Raw genomic sequence first — 20546 nt, forward strand, 5'->3', positions numbered from 1 at the left:
AACAAGGATAGGTCAATACTGGCACACCGTGAAACAAATCAGCGGTCTCGCCTGGCTCGGGCGGCCAGCATGTCGTTGTATGCCTTGAGCTCAGCATCGTCATCCCGGTCGGCTCGCCGGTCGCTCTGCTTCGCCTTCACGTCCTCCGATTTGCCCCACATGACGGCCACAGCGATGGCAAGCACGACGGTCGGGAACTCGCCAATACCCCAGGTGATGGCGCCACCAACCTCCTGGTCGGCAAGAGCGTTGACACCCCAGGGGAGGCCCAGCCAGCCAAAGAACTCGTTGGCAAGAACTGATGTGGAGGAGATGACGGCGATGCCGAAGAAGGCGTGGAACGCCATCGTTCCAAAAAGAAGGAGTAGGCGGAGGGGATAGGGGGGTCTCTTCGGTCCCGGGTCGATACCGATGAGGGCGTTCGCGAACATGTATCCCGCCAATGTAAAGTGCGCGACCATGAGTAGGTGGCCCACGTGGGTGGTGAGCGAAATGTAGAACAGGTCCGTGAAGTAGAACAGGACCAGCGAACCCGCGAAATTAATGCCGGCAATGACCGGGTTCGCCCAAAAGCCACCGTACTTTGAGTGAGCCACGGCCAAGATGATCTCGCGTCCGCCCCGGGAACCATCGGTGCGGGCCGGCACAGCGCGGGACAAGAGAGACACGGGGGCACCCAATACAAGGAGGATCGGGATGACCATGGCGAGCACCATGTGCATGAACATGTGGGCGGAAAAGAGGACCGCGCCGTACACGGCGGGACCACCGTTTGTCACCCAGAAGAACGTGACCATGCCGATGATCCAGGAAGCCGTACGCATACCCGACCACTTGTCGCCACGGGCCTTCAGCCTCCGTGCCCACCGCACGTACTGAACGATGCCGAGAACTGAGACAAGGGCCAGGATCGGCTCAAGCCGCCACTCGGTGAGGTAGTTGACGGTTTCCGGGTAGGGCGGGAGCGGGTTCTGCGACAGCAGGAACGCGGGCGTGGGATCCGGGACCGGATCCTGTGGCACCGGGGGAGCCGAGTTCGACAGGGCCGCAGCCACGCCAATGACTCCGGCCAGGATGAGGCCCTCACCGGCCGCGATCCTCGTGAAGGGGCGTGGAGTGTCCTCGATCTGAGCGATCGTGCGCTTCCTGTGTGCAAGGCCCGCGAGCGCCAGCACCCCGGTGGCCAGGATTTTCAGCAGCAGGAGCCTGCCATAGTCGGAGGTGAAGAGCTCCGAGAACGTGTTGAAGCGGATGAAGCCGGCGAGGAAACCGGAGTAGATCGTGAGCCCCAGTGCCCACGCCGCAATCGAGGAGTAGCGCTGCGTGTAGGTCTTGAGCCTGCCCGTACGGGGCGTGGTCATGAGGAAGGCGATGAGGCCACCGGCCCAGGCCGACATGGCGAGCAGGTGAATGTAGATCGAGGAGACCGCGAGAGTGTGGTCGGTTGCGCCGGATGCGTGACCGGTGAGCGCGATCGGGACCATGGTGACGGCGGACATCGCCAACCCCGATGCCGCGCCCGCGAGCGTGGAGGACATGACGGCAACGAGTGACGTGAGGACGGCGAGGATGACGGACCACACCATGATCTGGCCCAGTTCGATGTCGGTGATGAATTGCCACAGGCCGGCTCCGATGGACGGGTCGGAGAGAGGTGCCCCGGCCACCGACGAGTAGGTGACGATGAGGAGCGCAACCTCCATCACCGGCCACAGGACAGCGGAGGTGCGGGAGAACGTGAGGATCGCAGCCCACTCGGGAGCGTCATAGGTGAGGTTCTTGCGCGGCCTCTCCGCCGTGGTCGGCGAATACACGGTTGCTGCGATGAGGAAGCCGCCAAACGTGAGTGCCGCAACGAAATCTCGGGCATACGTGAAAATCGGGACAGCCCATCTCGTGACCGCTCCAGGGTCTGCAAGCAACCCTTCGGCAAAAATTCCGGTCGAGAGTCCGGCTCCGATGGTCGCGAGTACACCGATCACAATCGGCCAGGAGATACTGGTAGGAGCGAGCAAGCGCTGGGTAGTGGTCACCCCACCAGGTTATGCCCTATCTCAGGTAGGCGTGATGGAATGAAACCCGTAACAGACAGAAGCGAGGAGCATCATGCAGGTAGCTAACGGGAAGATCGCCGCGGAAGAAATGGCCAGGGCACGCGACGCTCTCGGACGCATTCACGACATCTTCTCCGCCACCGTTGTCGGTCAGAAAGACCTCTACCGCGCCCTCATTGTGTCCCTTCTTGCCAAGGGGCACGTGCTTCTTGAATCGGTGCCAGGACTGGCAAAAACCACGGCAGCCACAACCCTCTCGGAGGCCATCTCGGGTTCGTTCTCGAGGATCCAGTGCACGCCCGACCTCATGCCAAACGACATCGTGGGTACTCAGATCTACACGTACGAGACCGGTAAGTTCTCGACCCAGCTCGGGCCCGTGCACGCCAATATGGTGCTGCTCGATGAGATCAACCGATCGTCAGCAAAAACACAGTCCGCGATGCTGGAGGCCATGCAGGAACGGCAGACCTCGATTGGCGGCACGATCTACAAGCTGCCCGACCCGTTTATGGTGCTCGCCACCCAGAACCCGGTCGATGAGGAAGGCACCTATGTTCTGCCCGAGGCGCAGATGGACAGGTTCCTCCTCAAGGAGATCCTCACCTACCCGAGCCCCCAGGACGAGATCGATATTCTCACGAGGACAGCGGAACGCGACTTTGGCCGGTCGAACGCTGAACCCGTCACCACTTCCGATGTCCTGTTTCTTCAGGAACTCTCGAGCCGCGTCTACGTTGACGAGTCGATTAAGGCCTACGTCGTTGCCCTCATCAACACGACCCGAGGAGGTGGCCCGCGCCCCATCGCGGACCTGCGCAGGCACGTGCGCGTCGGCGCATCCCCTCGTGGCTCCCTGGCTCTCATGCGGGTCGGCCAAGCGTTGGCCCTGACCCAGGGCAGGAACTTCGTGGTTCCCGACGACATCAAGGCGCTCCGTCACACGGTGCTCCGGCACCGCCTCATCCGCACCTACGATGCGCTCGCGGCAGACATTCCGCCCGAGAAGATCATCGACGACGTGTTCGCGGCGGTGCCCACACCATGACACCACGTAGGCGTAGCCCCTCCTCCCGCATGGCTCTCGTGCGGGCGCGGCTTGAGCTACCCACGATCCGAAGGGCCGTCGGTCATTCGGAGGGTCAGCACGCCTCCATGTTCACCGGCCACGGCATCGACTTTGAAGATCAGGTCGAGTATCGCCCCGGTGATGACGTGTCCTCGATCGACTGGAAGTCCTCGGCCCGAGCCGGCCACCCGATCATTCGCCGGTTTGAGCGAGAATCCGACGTGTTCACGCAGCTCGTGTTGGACATGGGTGTGGAGATGCTGGCGTCGGCTCCCTCCGGGGAACGCAAGTCCGAGATTGCCCTGTGGGCCGCCGATGTCCTGGCCTACCTCGGTTCGAGCAGGGGAGACCGGCTCGGACTCGTGTGGGGGGATCGGGACATGAACCAGGCTCTGCCCGCTCGCCACGGTCACGATCATCTCGAGTTCCTCCTGAACAGGGCCGCTCAGGCCTACGAGGAGGCCACTGCACCGGCCGATGTGAGCGGTCTTCTTGAACGCGTCCTGACCTTGACTCGGCTCCGCACTCTCATCGTTTTGGTCACGGACGAGGCGTGGCCAACAAAAGACGATCTGGATACGCTCCGCAAGGTCCGTGCCCGCCACGAACTCCTTGTTGTGCGGGTGGCTGACATGCCGATGACGGTCAAGGGCGTCGATCGGATGATCGACATCAACGAGGGAGTGGTGCTTCCGGCCTTTGCTCGTGAGGACCCCGAGCTGGCTCGCATGCTTTTCCAGTACCGACAAACCACCATCAACGAGGCCCATCAGCTTCTGCGAGGCCTCGGCATTACTCAGACGGTCGTCAACTCATCCGATGAGGTCGTGCCCTTCCTCGTCGACATGCTGAGGAGGGGGACCCGTGACTGAGGATCTGATCCCCCCGTTCGAGGCGTCGGCGTTCTACATGGTGGGTGCGATCGCTCTGTTCGCGGTCCTTGCCCTGTGGATTGCGTGGCGGGTGCGGGACCGGAAGAAGTCTCGTCCGCAACCGAACGTCAACAAGTGGCGGAAGAAGATCGACGGTCTCCGGCACCAGCATTCGGGTGATGCTCGAGTGTTTGCGCTCTCCCTGGCGAAGCTCCTGCGCGACTTCGGCACGGAACTATCCGGCACGGACATGACCTCACTGTCCGTGCAGGAGATCAGAAGGAGCACCGGATATCGGGAGTTCAGCGACCTGTTGACCGTTCTCGAGCAGCCCTCCTTTGGTCCGGACAGTACCGATGTCATTGATCCTCTCGCTGAGCGAGCCAAGGAGGTGGTGGGCGCATGGTAAACGGCTGGGCGCTCCTCCTTCCCCTGCTCCTCATCGGAGTGTTCGTGTGGCGGTGGATGTCACGCAGTCACCGAGAAGTGGATGCCGTGTACGTGGCGCACACGCTGCCGGGCAGGCTCCTGCCCCGCTACCGTGCACGCATCCGCCAGCTCCGCATCGCAGGTGTCCTTGTCGCGACCCTCCTCGCCGTTGTCGCGGTGGCCGCATCGGTTCTTGTTGCGAGGCCGCATAGCGTGGAGACACGGGACGAGGAACTGGCGAGCCGCGACATCGTGCTTTGCCTCGACGTGTCCGGCTCCGTCATCGGCTTCGATGTTGAGGTCATGGAGGCACTTGCCGCCATGACCGACGAGTTCCAGGGTGAGCGCATCGCCCTTGTCATCTGGAACTCGAACTCCCAGGTGGTCTTCCCACTGACGAGCGACTACGAGCTGGTCAAGGAGAAGCTCCTGGAGGGCGCGTACGCCCTGGAAACCACGGGATACTCCGACACCCCCGCTCATCCGAGCGAGTACTACGAGTTCACCGCGGGCACCTTCCTTGAGTCCACGGGCGGAGCCTCCCTCGTGGGTGACGGTGTCGCGAACTGTGCCCTTCAGTTTGATCAACCTGAGGAGGAGCGTTCCCGCACGATCATCCTCGCGACCGACAACGAGGTGTCGTTCCCCGAGGCGCAGATCTACTCCCTGTCGGAGGCGATGGACTTTGCTGAGAAGCGGAACATCACCGTGCACGGCATGTACATCGAGACCTACTACGGCACGAACAACTGGGAAGCCCAGGAGATGCAGCGGGAGATCGAGGACGCCGGTGGCTACTACTTTGTGGCTGGCGACGATGAGGCGGCGGGCCAGCTGCTAACCGAGATCGAGAACCAGCAGGCAGAGGACTTGAATGCGGACCCAACCGCGCTCGTCGTGGACACTCCCGGGTGGTGGCCCCTCGTGGTCGCTCTCGGTGTTGGCCTGCTCCTGGTCGTGGGATGGCGGTTTAGGATATGACGTTTGAACACGCGTGGCCGGTCTGGGCCACCCTCCTCGTTGCTGTCCTCTTCGGAACGCTTTGTGTACTTGGGTGGCGGCGCTCCAAAGACACCCCCACCTGGATCAGGCGCGCCCTCATGGGTTTGTGCGTTGTACTCCTCGGGCTCACGCCAGCAAGCACCATTTACACGCAGGAACAGATCTCGAACGCGGAATACTACTTCGTCATTGACCTGACCGGATCGATGGGTGCGGAAGACTGGAACGGTGAGTCCACGCGCCTCGAGGGAGCCAAGGCCGACATGAGGGACATTATTGAGGCGAACCCGGGAGCCCAATACTCCATCATCGCCTTCTCCTCGACCGCGACCTCCCAGCTCCCTCTCACCACTGACTCGAGAGCGGCACTGTCGTGGCTGGAGACGGCACGCAGAGAATCGACCCTCTACTCGCAGGGCTCCTCGATCAACCGTCCCGCGGACGAACTCGAAAAGGCGCTTGCATCCTCCATGGAACGCAACCCGCAGAACGTCCGTGTCGTCATCATGCTGACCGACGGTGAAAGTACCAATCACGTGGAGTCCTCTCGCGACGATGAACCGGATTATGGCGGGCTCGCCGATTACGTGGACGATGGGTACGTCTTTGGGTACGGAACCGAGGAAGGCGCACCCATGCGACGTTCCTACGGTGGTGAGGACGAAACCGAGTACATCAACGATCCGCAAACCGGTGAGCCCGGGATCTCCAAGATCGACGAGGAGGCGCTCCAGCTCGTGGCTGAGCAGCTCGACATTACCTACGTGCACCGCACCAGCCCGGGCGGGGCCGGAGACCTCGTGAGCGACATCCCAGTCGACATGATCGCGGCAGACGGCCGGGAGGAGCGCGGAATCTACAACCCGATGCTCTGGCCCATCGGCCTCGCCCTCATCGTTCTCATCGGGTGGGAGCTTTGGTACTTCACCCCGAAGCTTGCGGCACTGAGGAGGGGAGTATGAAAACCTATCACCTCGTCACCGCCGTGATCGGCACGATCATCACCGCTCTCGCGGTCTGGTCCCTCCTGATCTGGGGCTCCATGTGGCTGGGCATGAAAGCGTACGAGCGAGGCGACTACGCCGCCGCCCAGGACTACTACGCAACCGCGGAACGCATCTCCCCAATCGATCAGTGGCGACCCGACTTCGGCCAGGGCACCGCGCTTCTCGCGCAAGACCAGGTTGATGCCGGGATCGCCAAGCTCGAGGAAGCCCTCGAAACCGTTCCCGAGGCAGAAGTGTTTGAGGGAGGGGTCAAGGACCCTAACTCGTACGAGTGCCTTGTTCGCGCCAACCTCTACCTCGGTTATGCGGCAGCGGATCGCGACGACGAGGCAGAGGCCATCATTGAAACCTGCCCGAACCCGAACCCGAACGCCACAGGTGGTGGCGGGGACGGCGACGAAGATGATGAGAGCGACGGCGACCAGGACGAGAACGATGGCGACGGCGACCAGGATGGCGACCAAGACAGCGAGCAGGACAATCAAGATCCCCAGGAGCGCGAGCTCCAGGAACGCAACAGGGAAGCCAACGAGCAGCGCCAGCGCGAACAGGAATACGGCAACGGTGGCGGAGGCCGCCAAGAGAACTGGTAGAAGTGAACCGATAGCAAGAGAAGCTGTTAGCAAGAGAGCTAGTAGCACGAGCTCAGCTATCACCTGAGGGCGGGCCCACCGGAAGGGACTAACAGCAGGAGTCAACAGCAGGGCTCAACAGCCAGGCCCAGGAACCAGAGATCGACGCGTTGTGGGTTTTGTGGAGCCCGCTTCAGTGGCAGGGCGGGATTGGTCCGAGTTCGGTCAGGTTCTCGGGAACCGTGCCACCGACGGCCTGGATAACAAACTTCTCTGTCGCGTGGAAGAACTCGGTGCGAGAGGGTTCCTTCCTGGGCACCCGCCTGCCCGTCAGGGTTCCGTTGATGAGCTGAACGGCTGTCGACAGATCCTGGTCGGGAATAGCTCCCAGGTCGATGGCTTCCTGCAGGATCTGCTTGAGTAGCGACGAGGTTTGACGGATGTGCTGCGCCAGTTTCATGCCAGTCTCTGGGCTCAGAACGTCCCGCAGTGGTGGGCCGGGAGCAACCAGGTATGTGCGTTCCGCCAGGAGCTGGCTACGGACGTAGATGCGGAGCTTGTCGATGCAGGTCTCAGCATCCTCAAGCCACACCTTCGTGTTCGACAGATACTCGGACATCTCTTCTTCCACAAAAGCCAGGAGAATATCTTCCTTATCGGTGAAGTGGTTGTAGATCGTTGTGCGTCGAATGCCCGAGTGGTTCGCCAGGTCCGAGATTGAGACGTTCTCAAAGCCGCGTTCGCCCATGAGGGTGCTCAGCGAGTCAAACAATGCTCGCCGAGTGTTATCGCGGTGCTCAGTCAGGGACCGCCCAGAAATCTTGGGCATAGCGTCATTCTATGACGAAACCCCGCGAGCAAGCCAGAAAATGCGCATAAGGGGCATGGGTATGTGTGCCAAAGGCGTGAAGGATCCCCAGGCGCCAGCAGAACTCAACGGCAACGCCGAGTAATTGGGTGCGATTTGCCGGAGAATGCATATAAAATCACCGCATGTGCAATGAAAAGAAACTTATACAACCGCAGAAGCGGATAGTGTGGTGGGGTGCGAGCAGTGCCTGAGGCGAAACATGACACGAAGCTGTCGCCGTGGGTGTGGGTGGGGCTGATAGTCCTTTCCACTGTCGTGTTCTTTGGCGCATTGTCGATCGGCCGCTACCCGGTCAGCATCCCCGAGCTTGGAGGGGCCCTCTATGCCCAAGTCACGGGTGGGGACATGACCGCGGCCCAGCTTGCTTTGGTGCGCGTACGATTGCCGCGGATCCTCATCGCCATGATGGTAGGTGCAGCTCTCGCCATGTCAGGTACCGTGTTCCAGGGTCTGTTCAAGAACCCCTGGTCTCTCCCAACATCCTCGGGACCACCTCCGGTGCCTCTTTTGGTGCGGCACTCGCGATCATGTTCGGCATGACCGCCGTCGGAATTCAATCCTTCGCGTTTCTGGGCGGGTTGGTGGCCGTGCTACTGGTTGCTGGTATGAACGCCGTGGTATCCAAGCGTGCGCAGTCGATCGCCACCCTGATCCTGTGCGGCATGCTCGTCTCCAGCCTCTTCAGTGCCCTCGTGTCGCTACTGAAGTTCGTGGCGGACACGGAAACCCAGCTGCCCGCGATCACGTTCTGGCTCATGGGATCCCTGGCCGGCACGGTCCTCTCGGACCTGTCAATGTTCTACCTGTTCATCCCTGTTGCCCTGCTGCTCTTGGCGGTGCGGTGGAAGGTCAATCTGCTCTCGCTGGGGGATGATGAGGCACGGATGCTCGGAGTCAACGTGCGGTTCTGCCGGTGGCTCTTCATCGGGTGCGCAACTCTGTTGACCTCGCTTTCAGTCTCGGTTGCCGGTGCGATCGGATGGGTCGGTCTCGTGGTGCCTCACCTGGCACGCATGCTCGTGGGGCCGAACTATGGCAGGTTGCTGCCGGCCTCCCTATCGATTGGCGCAAGCTTCCTGCTCATGGTGGACACGGTTGCCCGCATGCTCTTCACGGTTGAAGTGCCCCTCGGCATCCTCACCGCCATTATTGGAGCCCCCTTCTTCTTTGTCCTCTTGCTGCAAGCAAAGAAGGGGTTCATCTCGTGAGTACCCTCGACGTCCGTGATCTCGTGTGCGGGTACGACAAGACTCCGATCATCGGCCCGCTCAGCTTCGCCATCCCCAGCGGTGAGATTACGACCCTGATTGGCCCGAACGGAATCGGGAAGACCACGGTGTTTAAAACAGTTCTTGGTCTACTCAAGCCCATGGGTGGGGAGGTTGAGATCGAGGGGAAGCCGATCAACAGGTTCGCCCCGAAGGACTTTGCACGCACCATCGCCTACGTTCCCCAGAACCACGTGCCACCCTTCCCGTTCACGGTGCGGGACGTTGTTGTCATGGGCCGCAACCCTCACCTGAACGAACTGGTCTCCCCGAAGGAGTCCGACTACGCGATCGCCGAGGAGCAGCTGGAGTTGCTCGGAGTAACAGACCTTGTGGGCAGGGACTACACGGAACTGTCCGGTGGTGAGCGCCAGCTCGTCATGATCGCCCGCGCCCTCACCCAGCAGGCACCGATCTTGATGATGGACGAGCCGACCGCGCACCTGGACTACGGTAACGAACTCCTGGTTCTTGAACAGATCACGAAACTGAGGGACCTGGGGTACACGATCATCATGATCACCCACAACCACATGCACGCCCTCATGTGGTCCGACACCGTTGTCGCCATGGGGCGGGACTTCTTTGCCGTCGGCCCTCCGGGTGAGGTGCTGGACGGTAATACCCTGACCCAGCTGTACTGAGTGGGCATCGAGATTGCCGACGTTGAACTTGCCACGAGTGGCAGGCGGGTTCGCATGTGCGTACCCGCCATCAAATAAAAAGGAGAAGAAATGAAAACCACGACAAGGAGGTGGGTTGCTCTCTCTGCAGCATCCGCTCTCTTTCTCGCTGGATGTGGGTCAGGGGACGATACTGACGACACCGAAGAAACAACAGATCAGATAGTTGAAGAAGGTACCGACGGCGACGATGCCGAATCGGACGATACCGAGTCCGAGGATGGTGATACTGAAGCGGGTGACGATGAGACCTACATCTTCACCGACTCCTCGGGCCGCTAGGTTGAGCTCCCGGTCAACATCGAGCGCGTTGCCTCGGGCGGCCCGCTTGCCAACATCATGATTTACTCGGTGAGGCCCGAGGTCCTCGTCGGCTGGTCGTCGGCACCGAACGAATCGACGATGGAATACATCGATGAGGAATACTGGGACCTGCCCGAATACGGCAAGTTCTACGACAACCAGAGCGGCTTCAACCGCGAGGCACTCATGGCCTCCGATCCCCAGGTCATCATCGACGTGGGCGAATGGGATGAGAAATACAAGCAGGATCTTGACGATCTCCAGGAGCAGGTCGGCATCCCCGTCATCATCATCGACGGCAATCTCGAGAACACCGCAGAGGGCTACCGACTCATGGGTGACGTTCTCGGTGAGGAAGAGCGCGGCGAGGAACTAGCCGCATACACCGAAGACATCCTCGAGGGTGCGGAGGAAGCCGCGTCCCAGATCCCGGAGGACGAGAAGAAGACCGTCTACTTCGCGGAACGTGAGGATGGACTATCCACGATCCTGTCCGGCACCATCCACGCTCAGACGGTTGAAATGGTTGGCGGCATCGTCGTTGCCGACCCCGCCTCGGCCGAATCCCAGCAGGGTGGCGGAACGGTCTCCATGGAGCAGCTGCTTGCGTGGGATCCGGATGTCCTCCTCTTCTTGCCCAGCTCCATCTACGACACTGCCGCGGACGATGCATCGTGGCAAGCGCTCAGTGCCATCTCCTCCGGCGAGTACTACGAGGTCCCGGGCGCTCCCTACAACTGGATCAGCCGCCCTCTGGGACCGAACCGTCTCGTCGGCATCAACTGGATGGGGAACCTGCTGTACCCCGAGCACTTCGATAACGACATCGCTCAAGAAACGAAGGATTTCTACGAACTTTTCTACCGCTTCGAGCTCAGCGATGAGCAGGTGGATGAACTTCTCGGAAACTCGACCCTGAAGAACTAGACCGTCACTGCGAGGCCCATCCTGTCACCTTTGGTGGGCCGTGAGGGCGGGGTCCTAGCTGAAGTTCAAGCTGACCCCGCCCTCACTCATGTCTTGGCTGTCTCAAGAGGCTGTCTTCTTGGGTGTCCGTCTCTCCTAGGAGGCCTGCGTCTTCTTGGTGGCCTGGGATTCCTGGATCAGGGTGGGATCCACGAGCCACGAGCGGAGCTTGTGGGCGAGTGCCACGTCGCCGGGAAGCCAGTCGAGATCCAGGAGGTTCTCTGCGGTGCACCAGCGTAGCTCGGAATGATCGGATCCGCGGACAGGTTCTGTTTCGGAAAGGGCGAGCCACACGCGCATGGTGTGCTTGCCGATTGGCCAATCCCCATCCTCTCCCTCAACGAGAGGGCCGAGGATGGGGGTGATGTTCAGTTCCTCTTGGAGTTCCCGGATGCAGGCGTGGGTGGGATCCTCTCCCTCTTCGACTTTCCCTCCCGGAAGCTCCCACTTGCCGGCCAGATCCTTCGGGTAGGACCGCTGGGCGGCGAGCAACCTGGTGGGGTGGGTGAGGGAATCAACGAGCGCAACAGCTACAACGAGGGACACGCCTCATACCTTATGCCGTTAGAACGGCGGGACGAAAGGGATCCAACCTGCGGAACTCCGTCCGGGTTCCCATGCGTCCGGACTTGAGGTCGCGTGACATGACGCCCTTGGCTGCGAGCTGGCGGCGCAGGATCTCAGCGATATCCATGTTCCCCGCCTTCAGAGCCCTGGTCCGAGCAACAGCGATCCGCTGCTCCTGCTCATCCAGTGCGGTGAGGTCGGTGGTGAAGTCTGCTTCGCCAACCTGTTCGGTGCTCGGGGTGGGGTATCCGTGATGGATGAGAGCGCACCTCAATCCCGAGTGATTGACGGCGCGAGCACGAGCCAGCTCGACTCCGTTCTTGGAGTAGAGGACAAGATCCGTGCCGAGGTGAATGGCGGATATGAGATCCTTGCGAACACGAACGCTGGCGCCCTTCCAGGTCAGCTGAACGTCACGATCGGAGATGTCGGCGTGCAGTGACTCGGCGATGATCGCGCCTGCACCAACAAGACCAAGGAGGAAGCCGACGCTGGCGAGAACAATGATTCCGATGGGTTCGCCAACGTGGGAGGCAACGCCGAAGAAGCCATCGAAGCTGAAGAGCGACATGATGTATTCGAAGAGCAGGCCGGTGAGGGCACCGAGGAGCGCACCAAGCAGGAGAAGACCCGTGGCGAGCACGAGTCGCTGGCGCTTGTCGAGGGAGATCCGTGTTGCGTTCATGAGGACAACTTTGCCTTGCCGCAGCAACGATTGACACCCTGTAGCAGGGGGAGCGATCCCCGGGGAACTCTGCCACCGAAAAAGGGGTGAAAGCGGACAGTCAGGCTAACGGTGGACAGGCCACGTGGAGCCCGCCCAGAAGGACGCAATGATGAGCAGGATCGTGCCCGCCATGACCGCAATATCGAGAACGTCGATCTTCAGGTAGGAGAGCCTGATCTTTCGGCCCGAACCGTGATCCTGACCGAAGGTGAACCCACGGGTTTCGAGGGCCTCAACTGTGGTGCGCACATTCTTCGCGATGTTGAGGAAGATCGGATAGAAGCTGAGGATCGCCATCTTTCCCCAGTAGTACAGGTACCGCCACCCAAGGAAGCCCTTGGAGTGAGGGCGGGCGAGGCGGAGCCGGTAGCCATCGAACACGGTGATGAACTCCTCCACCATGATCGGCAGCATCCGGTACCCGTAGCTCACACCGAACGTGAGAAGAGCGGGAGCGCGGAACCACATGAGAGCATCCGACAGCTTCTCCGGATCGAGGGACACAAAGGCCGCCATGGAGGCCATGGAGATCGTGCCCAGCTTCAGGTTGAGGACGGCGAGAGCAAGGGGGGTCTCCCACCCGCCCCCAAACAGCAGTGAGGCAATCACGACGCAGATGATCTCAAACCCGAGCCCGATGATGACGAACAGGCCGAGAACGAGAGGACCCACGCGTGCCGCGATAACGGAGGCGACTCCGATGAGGAACAGTCCCGCGAGCGTCGTGACGTTGTGGGTGAACCAGGGAACGATCGCGAGAATGAGGTACCAAACGATGACCGCACGAGGATCCATGGCCGCAAACAGGCCGCCTCTCGTCGCGTACGCGGTGCGGATCAGCTCCAGCTGAATCCACTCCACAGACAGGACGTCTCGTTGCTTACGAGCCATGACGAACCCTCTCGTGAGAAGTGGCCGATCCCGAGCCGACAGGATTGCTGGCCAGGACAGGATCGGATGATGTGTTGGTAGTTCCGTTAGAGGTTTCCTCAGGTTGCCTACCTGTCAGGGCGCAGATCATCTCGGGTACCGACAGCGGCGGGGGAGTGATGCCAAGCCCCAGACCCAACAGGATCACCTGGGGTGGGATGAGGCGTGCGCGATCGAGCAACTCGGGCCGCGAGAACAGCTCGCGCGGGGTGAGGTCGGCGGCGATGATGCCCTGATCGAGCACGATCACCCTGTTCGCCCACTCGGCAACGAGCGACATGTCGTGCGTGGCCACAACGGTGGCCTCAATGATTCCCGACAGGTCCGACAGCATGTTCGTCACGTCATTGCGCGAGGCAACATCGAAAGAGGAGGTTGGTTCGTCCAACAGCAGGAGGTTGGGGCGCATGGCAAGGTCGATTGCGAGGGTGGCTCGGCGCTGCTGACCGCCCGACAGTCCGCGACCGTCACGGTCCTTGAACTCCGTGAGGTTCACTCGGTCGAGAACCTCATCGACGATCTGCTCCCAGCCCTCAACCCCGTGTGAGGACGGGAAGACCGCCACATCCTCTCGCAAAGAGGCCTTGAGGAACATCTGCTGAGGATACTGATAGAGGTAGGCGGAGTATTCGGAGAGCTCACCCGGCGCACGCGACCTCGTGTTGATCCCGCAGATCTCGACCTCGCCATCGCGAGAAACCTTCAGCCCAGCCAGCAGCTTGAGCAGGGTCGTCTTGCCGGAACCATTGCCACCAACGAGAGCAATGCGATCGCCCTTCTCAATGGTCAGGTTCATGCCCTTGATGACGTCAAGAATGTCGCCATCGACAGTCCGGTAGTCCTGGTACACGTCGTGCAGCACGGCAACGGGCTCGTTCCGCACAACCGGTGACGACACCGAATCAACATCAGAATCAGCGCGAACTGACTTCTTAGCGGACAAGCCGGTGGAATGAGTGTCGGAGGATGTGTTCGCGGCTTCGAGGGCGGGCACCTGTGCCGAGTTGCTGGTAGGGGAGCCGCTCTGCTCGCGGTGTTCTGAGCCTTCGGGAATGGTGCCCGAGGAGTTTGATGGGATTGGCTCTTGCGAGCATCCGCTGTGTGCCTGCGCACGTTCCACGTTTTTGGGGCGCTACTCGCGCAACATCTCCCGCACCATGCCAACCGTTCTCGGGGAGGGGTGGATGTCGAGGGCGGAGCAGACCTGGACTACCTGGGGTGCAGGGATGCCGTGCTCCTCGAGTTCCGCCGTGCGGTTGACGGCCTCTTCGATGGGGAGATGCCAGACGGGCGCCCCATCGGACATGAGGATGACGGACTTCGCGTATTGGGCGATGAAGTCGGCGTGATGTTCGATGGTGATGATCATGAGGCCGGCTTCGTTCAGCTCTTGGAGTTGCCGGTAGATCTGGTGGGCGCGAGCGGGATCGAGTTCCGCTACTGGCTCGTCAACGACAACGATCTCCGGTTTGAGGGCGAGAACAGCCGCGAGTGCGGTGGTGTGTGCATGACCGCCGGACAGGGACCACGTGAAGCGCTTCGCGAGTTCCTCGAGTCCGAGGGTTTCCATGACCTCACGAGAACGTTCTGCGTGATCGTGATGCCCGAAGTTGATAGGGCCGTAGGCGATCTCGTCGCGGATCGTGGGGCGCACCAGCTGGTTCTGGAAGTCCTGGTAGACGTAGCCGACCTTGGAGGACAGGGTCGCCACATCGGAGGTGTAGGTGTCGATGCCATCGACCCTCACCTCGCCAGAGAAGTCGCCTGCCCAGTAGTGGGGGACAAGCCCGTTGAACGACTTGCACAAGGTGGTCTTGCCGGACCCGTTGCCGCCGACGATGGCCACAAAGTCGCCTTTTTCGATTGACAGATTGAGGTTGCGTAAGGTGTCGACCTCAGCCCCGGGGTAACGGAAGCTGAGGTTCGACACCTCAATGATGTTGCTCATCAGCGACGGTTCTCGCGGGAAAAGGACTCGGAGATTTCCTCATCGGCCGAATCGACACTGGCCTGGGCGATGCGGACGGCTTCCTCGGCATTCACCTCGGGGAGCTTCTTGCCGCGGTTGCCGAGCTTCCACGCGGCGATCGGGATGAGGAAGGTGAGGACGATGGCGCCGATGCCGACCCAGAAGAACGACATTCCGTACTCCTCGAGGAACTCGGGTTCGTAGACACCGGCCTCGATATCCCACGCCTCGAGGTAGGCGAAGGAGGCGGAGCCGGGAGTGATCATGATGGCAACAACAGCGAACCAGCCGGTGCCGGGAGCCTCGCCGGGGATCTTCTCGCCAGGAACGCGGGGGCACATGCCCATGAGGGGCTCGATCTTGCCGTGAAGGGCGGGAATGAGCCACATGGCGGGGATGGCGCCGAAGAGGCTACCGGAGATGATGATGTCAACGCCGAAGCCGCCTCGACCATGCTCAACTTTGCCTTCGAGCACGGCTGCCATCGGATCGTTGCGGAGGTGGACGCGAGGAACGCTGCCTCAGCGAGGCTGGCGGAGCGCCTTGGCATGCTGAAAGAGGCTCATTTCCGCCAGGACCTGTGCTCGAAGGGTGAGTGGACCGATACCTTCGAATACGCCAAACTCAGCACGGATCCGCGCTAGTAAACCGGCCGTCGCCACGAAGCGTGCCTACGCTAAGGAACTGATCGGCGCCATGAACTGGGTCCAGGCCCGGGTTCTTGGTCGGGTATCGAAGTGCCCACGTGGGGTTCGAGTAATTCCCTTGCTAGACGGCCATGAGGATGGTGACGCCCAGGATGATGAGCACTGCCGGGAAGAGGATGCCTTCCCACTTCTCCAGCAACTCATCGATGCCGCGGATCCCCACGAGGGAACGAGCCAGGTACACAAGACCGGCAACTCCGAGTGCAAAGACTGCAACATAGACCGCGATCTGCCACGGCTCAACAACTGCGAAGACGGGCAGATAGATGCCGATCTCATCGCCGCAATTGGCGAAGGTGATGGCGGCAATCGTCGGGATCGAGGCTGGATTGCCACCCGTCTTTCGAATGACCTCCTCGGCCTCATCGTCATCATCGTCGTCGTTCTTGCGCTCGCGGCGCTCAGCGATCTCCTTCCACGCCGCGTGGAGTCCAAGAAGCAGTGGGATAAGGCCAAAGAACCGGATCCAGCCCTGGGGGATGAACCAGCCGGCGCCAAGGGCTACCACAATGATGATCGCCAGCATGGCGCCAAATCCAAGGTACTGGCCTGCCATGATGCGTCTGGTGAGCCCGCGCTGTCCCTTCCAATGCCCAAACAGAACGGTCAGGACAATGAGGTGGTCGATGTTCGTCACGAGGAAGAGCCCGGCGCCCTGCAAGACAACACCGAGGAAAGACATCAAATCAGGCACGTGCCAATGATACGTGCCTGATGTCGGGACAAACGAAACCCCCATCATCAACCAAGCGGGATAGTAGGGGCGGGGCGCGGAGCGGGTGACGGGAATCGAACCCGCGCTACCAGCTTGGGAAGCTGGAGTTCTACCATTGAACTACACCCGCGTAGACCTCAAGAATACGCTTCAACCCGCCGATATCTCAAAAAGCCCGATGTGATATGGAAGTCCCGGGTGGGGTGCTGGGCTTCGCAAACGACTGGTTTTCCCCATCTGATAACCTGGACTGAAGGGTCTCACGCTCCGACATCTGGCACACTCGATATGTGTTGCTTTCAGATAGAGATATTCGTTCCCAAATCGATGCTGGTCGGATCAAGATCGATCCGGGGGAGCCCAACTTCATCCAGCCTTCGTCTCTCGACGTGAGGCTCGATCGGTTCTTCCGCATGTTCGACAATCACCGATACTCGGTCATTGACCCCGCCGCGGAGCAGGCGGACCTGACTAGGCTGGTCGATGTTGGTGGTGACGAACCTTTCGTCCTGCACCCGGGGGAATTTGTTCTTGGCGCAACCTACGAGCAGGTGACGCTTCCTGACGATATTGCTGCCCGTCTCGAAGGAAAGTCCTCCCTCGGCAGACTCGGCCTCCTCACTCACTCGACGGCAGGTTTCATTGATCCCGGTTTCACCGGACACATCACCCTGGAGCTGTCGAACACTGCAACCATGCCGATTAAGCTCTACCCGGGCATGAAGGTTGGGCAGCTTTGCTTCTTCCAGCTGTCCTCGCCCGCAGAGGCCCCCTATGGTAGCGGGGCAAGTGGATCGCGCTACCAGGGACAGCGTGGCCCGACAGCGTCGCGGTCCTGGATGAACTTCCACCACACTAAGATCGCCGACTAGATCGGGACCAAGGTGAACTCGTGCGCCTCGGGATACCGGGGCGCACTTTCAGTTCCCAGAACGCATCAGTTCGTGCACCCTCCCTCGTCCGGCAACTGCTGGGTTCAACCCGGGTTCTGACGGGGCGATCGCTGAGAATCCGTGGCTTCATCAGCGAAAAGTCATTCCCAGGAAATTCCAAGATACTCTTTTCATGAGACGTAAGTCACTGTATTCTGGCGATTAACTTGAGCCAGAGCAACTGGCGTCATCTCGGGCGTTGCGGAGGAATCGACATGTCAGAGAACAACGGTGGGCCGCGCCCAGATGGTCGTTATCAGCCTGGAAATGGCGGCGATCCAAACCAGCAACCCTGGCAGCAGGGCGCCGGATCGGCAAACCAGGCTCCCCAGCAGTGGAGCGGACAAGATACTGGGCAGTTCCCGGCAAGTAGCACGCCCGATGCTGGTCAGTACGGTCAAGGCCCGTACAACCCGAACGCCACACAGCAGTTCCAGCCGCAGAATAATCAAGATCAGTACGGCCATACCCAGGCCTTTGGTGCGCACCAGGGCGGCCAATACAACCAAGGTCAGGGCCAGGGATATGGTCAGTTCGACCAGGGGCAGTCAGGTGGCGGCGGGCAGTTCGGTGGAGGTGGCTACGGCCAGCCACCCGGCAACGGCACTTACGGTCAGCCTCCCGAAAAGGGGCGGAACAAGCTCATTGCATGGATTGTCCTGGGCGTTGTTCTCCTCGTGGCTGTCGTTGTGGGCATTCTTTTCGCGACCGGTGTCTTTGGCGGCGAAGGTGACGATGGTGCAGACGGGCGTGAATCCACGAGCGAAACGGCCACGGAAACAGAAACGGCCACTGAACCCGAACCCGATCCTTCGACCAGTGACTTGCCGACGCTTCCGAGCGAGGACCCGACTACGGATTCGGTCGGTGCTGGTGCCTACGGGTCCGATCGTGAGCTCGACATGCTCTACGACCAGTGCCAGTCGGGGATGATGGCGTCCTGTGATGAGTTGTTCATTAGTTCTCCGGTTGGTTCGGAGTATGAGGAGTTCGCCATGACCTGTGGCGGCACCACGACCGACATGTACTCCTGGTGTGACGATGCAACCGGCTCTGGCTCTGGGACCGATTCGGGCACTTCTTCTGGTGGAACAGACTCTGGCTCCGGCAGTCCGGGCTCAGATAGTGGTACCGGTAGTTCTGGGTCCGGTAGTAGCGCCGATGGTAAGCCATCGCGGGACGATGTGAAGGCTGGCATGGAGGCCATGCTCGAGTCCTACGGTATCGACCCCGACCTCCTGACGGCTGCCGGAATCTCAACTCAGCAACTCGACAATTACTACACCTGTGTTGTTGACACGATGTGGAATGAGACCTCGGCGGAAACCCTTCAAGCCATCGCGGACCAGAATGAAAGTGCTCCGATATCGGCCAGCGAGTCCACGGCATTCATGAATGCGATCGAGGGCTGCGTGGGAGAACTGGGGCTCTAACAGGTAGCGAGATGAACTCTGGAACGAGGTCCGATTCGTTCGGGCCTCACTCCTTTTGTTGCCCCGACGAAGGCAATGCCAGGAAGCTAGCTGAGACTGGAGTGGCAGGTCATCAGGGCAATGTCCGAAGGTGAGGGTGGGGGAAGGACTCCCCGGAGGATTTCCAGGATAGCCTCTAGTTATTGAACATAAGCGTTGTATTCTTGCAAAGGACTCGACCGAAATAGTGCCAGCTCAGGCAAAGCGGAGGAAATGACATGTCCGAGAACTATGGAGAGCCTCGCCCTGAGGGCGATCAGCCCGGCAATGGCGCTGACCCGAATCAGCAGCCGTGGCAGCAGGGTGCTGGGTCAGCGAACCAGGCACCTCAGCAGTGGGGCAACCAGGAGACCCAGCAGTTCCAGTCGGGAAGCGCGCCTGAAGCTGGACAGTACGGTCAGCAGCCATACAACCCGAACGGTACGTAACAGTTCCAGTCCCAGAACTACGGTCAGGACCAGTACGGTCAGACCCAGGCTTTTGATGCCCAGCAGGGTGGCCAGTACAACCAGGGACAGGGCTACGGCGCCGGCCAATACGGTCAGGGCCAGCCGGGCTCATACCCGCCCGCTCAGTCGGGTGGTGGCCAGTACGGTGGCGGCGGCTACGGTCAGCCACCCTACGGCGGCGGTAACTACGGCCAGCCCCCGGAGCAGGGCAAGGGTAAGCTCGTCGCGTGGATCGTCCTTGGTGTTGTCGTTCTCATCGCGGCCGTTGTTGGCATCCTCTTCGCGACCGGCGTCATCGGTGGCGGCGATGATGAGGCTGATGGTGAGGAGACCACGAGCCAGACCGTGACGGAACCGGATCCGGATCCGTCGACAGACGAGACTGAGCCGTCGACGACCGACCCAGAGAATGACCCCTCGACCACGCCTCAGGGTGGCGGCACCGAGGGAACTTACGGCTCCGATCCTGAGCTTGACGCCGTCTACGACCAGTGCGCCGCTGGGGACATGGCGGCCTGCGATGACCTTTATCTCTCTTCCGGCTTCAACACTGAGTACGAAGAGTTCGGCCTGTCCTGTGGTGGCACGAGCAGTTCCCCCGTTTACGGCCTGTGCGAGTACGACTTTGGAAGCTCGGATCCGACGACCACTGGCGGCGGTACCGACAACGGTGGTAGCACCGATGGCAAGGCCTCAAAGGAAGAGGTCAAGAACGGCATGGCGACCATCCTTGAGGACTACGGCATCACCGTTGAGGCCATGGAGGCGGCCGGCATTTCCGGCATCCAGCTCGACAACTACTACACCTGCATCATTGACGAGATCTACGATGACATGTCCGCTGAATCTCTCAACGCAGTGGCAGAAGGTAGGGACGAGATCCGTGCCGATGAGCAGGCAACGCTCAATGCGGCAGTCACCGCCTGCCAGGGTGAGCTCGGCCTGTAGTTCCTGAACTCAAAAGAGCGCGGAGGTGTGGGGG

At 60.8% G+C, this 20546-nt stretch carries 23 protein-coding genes, 1 tRNA gene and 1 pseudogene; 15 read left to right on the plus strand and 10 right to left on the minus strand.

Annotation, left to right across the window (positions count from 1 at the left end; genetic code table 11):
• Positions 1 to 38: 38 nt before the first annotated feature.
• Positions 39 to 2033 carry a cytochrome c oxidase assembly protein gene (locus QMB98_RS07525; protein WP_371685085.1) on the minus strand — a complete coding sequence of 665 codons (1995 nt, stop codon included), beginning with the start codon at positions 2031 to 2033 and terminating at the stop codon, positions 39 to 41.
• 73 nt (positions 2034 to 2106) lie between these two features.
• Here QMB98_RS07525 and QMB98_RS07530 point away from each other — a divergent pair, with 73 nt between their 5' ends.
• From QMB98_RS07530 to QMB98_RS07555, 6 genes are read left to right on the plus strand one after another with little or no spacing between them, the layout of a single operon-like run.
• Positions 2107 to 3102, plus strand: coding sequence for an AAA family ATPase (locus QMB98_RS07530; RefSeq protein ID WP_371685086.1), 996 nt, complete (start codon positions 2107 to 2109; stop codon positions 3100 to 3102).
• A complete protein-coding gene (locus tag QMB98_RS07535) occupies positions 3099 to 3995 on the plus strand; it encodes a DUF58 domain-containing protein (RefSeq protein ID WP_371685087.1) in 897 nt (298 codons plus the stop codon). Before QMB98_RS07530 ends, QMB98_RS07535 begins: the two co-directional genes overlap by 4 nt.
• Positions 3988 to 4404, plus strand: a complete 417-nt coding sequence (locus QMB98_RS07540; RefSeq protein ID WP_371685088.1) for a hypothetical protein — start codon at positions 3988 to 3990, stop codon at positions 4402 to 4404. Before QMB98_RS07535 ends, QMB98_RS07540 begins: the two co-directional genes overlap by 8 nt.
• The gene (locus QMB98_RS07545) at positions 4398 to 5405 is read left to right on the plus strand and encodes a hypothetical protein (RefSeq protein WP_371685089.1); all 1008 of its coding nucleotides are present in this window, start codon (positions 4398 to 4400) and stop codon (positions 5403 to 5405) included. The genes QMB98_RS07540 and QMB98_RS07545 overlap by 7 nt, the downstream gene beginning before the upstream one ends.
• Positions 5402 to 6388, plus strand: a complete 987-nt coding sequence (locus QMB98_RS07550) for a VWA domain-containing protein (protein ID WP_371685090.1) — start codon at positions 5402 to 5404, stop codon at positions 6386 to 6388. The genes QMB98_RS07545 and QMB98_RS07550 overlap by 4 nt, the downstream gene beginning before the upstream one ends.
• On the plus strand, positions 6385 to 7026 hold the full coding sequence (locus QMB98_RS07555; RefSeq protein ID WP_371685091.1) for a hypothetical protein: 642 nt from the start codon (positions 6385 to 6387) through the stop codon (positions 7024 to 7026). Before QMB98_RS07550 ends, QMB98_RS07555 begins: the two co-directional genes overlap by 4 nt.
• A gap of 172 nt (positions 7027 to 7198) precedes the next feature.
• Here QMB98_RS07555 and QMB98_RS07560 read toward each other — a convergent pair whose 3' ends face one another.
• Positions 7199 to 7834 carry a TetR/AcrR family transcriptional regulator gene (locus QMB98_RS07560; RefSeq protein WP_371685092.1) on the minus strand — a complete coding sequence of 212 codons (636 nt, stop codon included), beginning with the start codon at positions 7832 to 7834 and terminating at the stop codon, positions 7199 to 7201.
• Between the two features lie 297 nt (positions 7835 to 8131).
• Here QMB98_RS07560 and QMB98_RS07565 point away from each other — a divergent pair.
• From QMB98_RS07565 to QMB98_RS07580, 4 genes and pseudogenes are all read left to right on the plus strand, one after another.
• A pseudogene (locus tag QMB98_RS07565) lies at positions 8132 to 9084 on the plus strand (FecCD family ABC transporter permease).
• A complete protein-coding gene (locus QMB98_RS07570; RefSeq protein ID WP_371685093.1) occupies positions 9081 to 9788 on the plus strand; it encodes an ABC transporter ATP-binding protein in 708 nt (235 codons plus the stop codon). The pseudogene QMB98_RS07565 and the gene QMB98_RS07570 overlap by 4 nt, the downstream one beginning before the upstream one ends.
• Before the next feature lie 90 nt (positions 9789 to 9878).
• Complete coding sequence (locus tag QMB98_RS07575; protein ID WP_371685094.1) at positions 9879 to 10109, plus strand: hypothetical protein; 231 nt, start codon at positions 9879 to 9881, stop codon at positions 10107 to 10109.
• A 57-nt stretch (positions 10110 to 10166) separates the two neighbouring features.
• Entirely contained in the window at positions 10167 to 11057 is an 891-nt protein-coding gene (locus QMB98_RS07580) for an ABC transporter substrate-binding protein (RefSeq protein ID WP_371685095.1), read from the plus strand.
• Positions 11058 to 11192: 135 nt separating this feature from the next.
• On the opposite strand, the gene QMB98_RS07585 is transcribed toward QMB98_RS07580, so the two are convergent.
• The 6 genes from QMB98_RS07585 to QMB98_RS07610 all read right to left on the minus strand — a co-directional run bounded on the left by QMB98_RS07585 (position 11193) and on the right by QMB98_RS07610 (position 15765).
• On the minus strand, positions 11193 to 11642 hold the full coding sequence (locus QMB98_RS07585; protein WP_371685096.1) for a (deoxy)nucleoside triphosphate pyrophosphohydrolase: 450 nt from the start codon (positions 11640 to 11642) through the stop codon (positions 11193 to 11195).
• Between the two features lie 10 nt (positions 11643 to 11652).
• A complete protein-coding gene (locus QMB98_RS07590) occupies positions 11653 to 12348 on the minus strand; it encodes a hypothetical protein (protein WP_371685097.1) in 696 nt (231 codons plus the stop codon).
• Positions 12349 to 12453: 105 nt separating this feature from the next.
• Complete coding sequence (locus tag QMB98_RS07595; RefSeq protein WP_371685098.1) at positions 12454 to 13281, minus strand: energy-coupling factor transporter transmembrane protein EcfT; 828 nt, start codon at positions 13279 to 13281, stop codon at positions 12454 to 12456.
• Positions 13271 to 14440 (minus strand): energy-coupling factor ABC transporter ATP-binding protein, encoded by a 1170-nt coding sequence (locus tag QMB98_RS07600; RefSeq protein ID WP_371685099.1) that lies wholly within the window; start codon positions 14438 to 14440, stop codon positions 13271 to 13273. The genes QMB98_RS07595 and QMB98_RS07600 overlap by 11 nt, the downstream gene beginning before the upstream one ends.
• A gap of 12 nt (positions 14441 to 14452) precedes the next feature.
• Positions 14453 to 15268, minus strand: coding sequence for an energy-coupling factor ABC transporter ATP-binding protein (locus QMB98_RS07605; RefSeq protein WP_371685101.1), 816 nt, complete (start codon positions 15266 to 15268; stop codon positions 14453 to 14455).
• The gene (locus QMB98_RS07610) at positions 15268 to 15765 is read right to left on the minus strand and encodes a hypothetical protein (protein ID WP_371685102.1); all 498 of its coding nucleotides are present in this window, start codon (positions 15763 to 15765) and stop codon (positions 15268 to 15270) included. Before QMB98_RS07610 ends, QMB98_RS07605 begins: the two co-directional genes overlap by 1 nt.
• Here QMB98_RS07610 and QMB98_RS07615 point away from each other — a divergent pair.
• Entirely contained in the window at positions 15742 to 15933 is a 192-nt protein-coding gene (locus tag QMB98_RS07615) for a GNAT family N-acetyltransferase (protein WP_371685103.1), read from the plus strand. The two genes, QMB98_RS07610 and QMB98_RS07615, sit on opposite strands and share 24 nt — an antisense overlap.
• A 124-nt stretch (positions 15934 to 16057) precedes the next feature.
• On the opposite strand, the gene QMB98_RS07620 is transcribed toward QMB98_RS07615, so the two are convergent.
• Together QMB98_RS07620 and QMB98_RS07625 are read right to left on the minus strand one after the other, a co-directional pair.
• Positions 16058 to 16690: a cadmium resistance transporter gene (locus QMB98_RS07620; protein ID WP_371685104.1), complete on the minus strand. Its 633-nt coding sequence runs from the start codon at positions 16688 to 16690 to the stop codon at positions 16058 to 16060.
• An 80-nt stretch (positions 16691 to 16770) separates the two neighbouring features.
• Positions 16771 to 16841: transfer RNA gene (locus QMB98_RS07625), tRNA-Gly, on the minus strand.
• A gap of 160 nt (positions 16842 to 17001) precedes the next feature.
• Between QMB98_RS07625 and dcd the strand changes: the two genes are divergently transcribed.
• The 4 genes from dcd (at position 17002) to QMB98_RS07645 (ending at position 20512) form a co-directional block, all read left to right on the plus strand.
• Entirely contained in the window at positions 17002 to 17583 is a 582-nt protein-coding gene (gene dcd / locus QMB98_RS07630) for a dCTP deaminase (protein ID WP_371685105.1), read from the plus strand.
• Between the two features lie 275 nt (positions 17584 to 17858).
• Positions 17859 to 19076 carry a hypothetical protein gene (locus QMB98_RS07635; RefSeq protein WP_371685106.1) on the plus strand — a complete coding sequence of 406 codons (1218 nt, stop codon included), beginning with the start codon at positions 17859 to 17861 and terminating at the stop codon, positions 19074 to 19076.
• A gap of 257 nt (positions 19077 to 19333) precedes the next feature.
• Positions 19334 to 19543 (plus strand): hypothetical protein, encoded by a 210-nt coding sequence (locus tag QMB98_RS07640; protein ID WP_371685107.1) that lies wholly within the window; start codon positions 19334 to 19336, stop codon positions 19541 to 19543.
• Positions 19544 to 19909: 366 nt separating this feature from the next.
• Positions 19910 to 20512 carry a hypothetical protein gene (locus QMB98_RS07645; RefSeq protein WP_371685108.1) on the plus strand — a complete coding sequence of 201 codons (603 nt, stop codon included), beginning with the start codon at positions 19910 to 19912 and terminating at the stop codon, positions 20510 to 20512.
• Positions 20513 to 20546: the final 34 nt, after the last annotated feature.

Source organism: Flaviflexus sp., from assembly GCF_041440645.1.
Classification (GTDB): Bacteria; Actinomycetota; Actinomycetes; order Actinomycetales; family Actinomycetaceae; genus Flaviflexus.

Excerpts from the sequence above, each read along its gene's own strand:
- QMB98_RS07530 (WP_371685086.1), top strand. The coding sequence starts at position 2,107 with ATGCAGGTAGCTAACGGGAAGATCGCCGCGGAAGAAATGGCCAGGGCA.
- QMB98_RS07535 (WP_371685087.1), top strand. The coding sequence starts at position 3,099 with ATGACACCACGTAGGCGTAGCCCCTCCTCCCGCATGGCTCTCGTGCGG.
- QMB98_RS07545 (WP_371685089.1), top strand. The coding sequence starts at position 4,398 with ATGGTAAACGGCTGGGCGCTCCTCCTTCCCCTGCTCCTCATCGGAGTG.
- QMB98_RS07550 (WP_371685090.1), top strand. The coding sequence starts at position 5,402 with ATGACGTTTGAACACGCGTGGCCGGTCTGGGCCACCCTCCTCGTTGCT.
- QMB98_RS07555 (WP_371685091.1), top strand. The coding sequence starts at position 6,385 with ATGAAAACCTATCACCTCGTCACCGCCGTGATCGGCACGATCATCACC.
- QMB98_RS07560 (WP_371685092.1), bottom strand. The coding sequence starts at position 7,834 with ATGCCCAAGATTTCTGGGCGGTCCCTGACTGAGCACCGCGATAACACT.
- QMB98_RS07575 (WP_371685094.1), top strand. The coding sequence starts at position 9,879 with ATGAAAACCACGACAAGGAGGTGGGTTGCTCTCTCTGCAGCATCCGCT.
- QMB98_RS07580 (WP_371685095.1), top strand. The coding sequence starts at position 10,167 with ATGATTTACTCGGTGAGGCCCGAGGTCCTCGTCGGCTGGTCGTCGGCA.
- QMB98_RS07590 (WP_371685097.1), bottom strand. The coding sequence starts at position 12,348 with ATGAACGCAACACGGATCTCCCTCGACAAGCGCCAGCGACTCGTGCTC.
- QMB98_RS07595 (WP_371685098.1), bottom strand. The coding sequence starts at position 13,281 with ATGGCTCGTAAGCAACGAGACGTCCTGTCTGTGGAGTGGATTCAGCTG.
- QMB98_RS07605 (WP_371685101.1), bottom strand. The coding sequence starts at position 15,268 with ATGAGCAACATCATTGAGGTGTCGAACCTCAGCTTCCGTTACCCCGGG.
- QMB98_RS07615 (WP_371685103.1), top strand. The coding sequence starts at position 15,742 with ATGCTCAACTTTGCCTTCGAGCACGGCTGCCATCGGATCGTTGCGGAG.
- QMB98_RS07635 (WP_371685106.1), top strand. The coding sequence starts at position 17,859 with ATGTCAGAGAACAACGGTGGGCCGCGCCCAGATGGTCGTTATCAGCCT.
- QMB98_RS07640 (WP_371685107.1), top strand. The coding sequence starts at position 19,334 with ATGTCCGAGAACTATGGAGAGCCTCGCCCTGAGGGCGATCAGCCCGGC.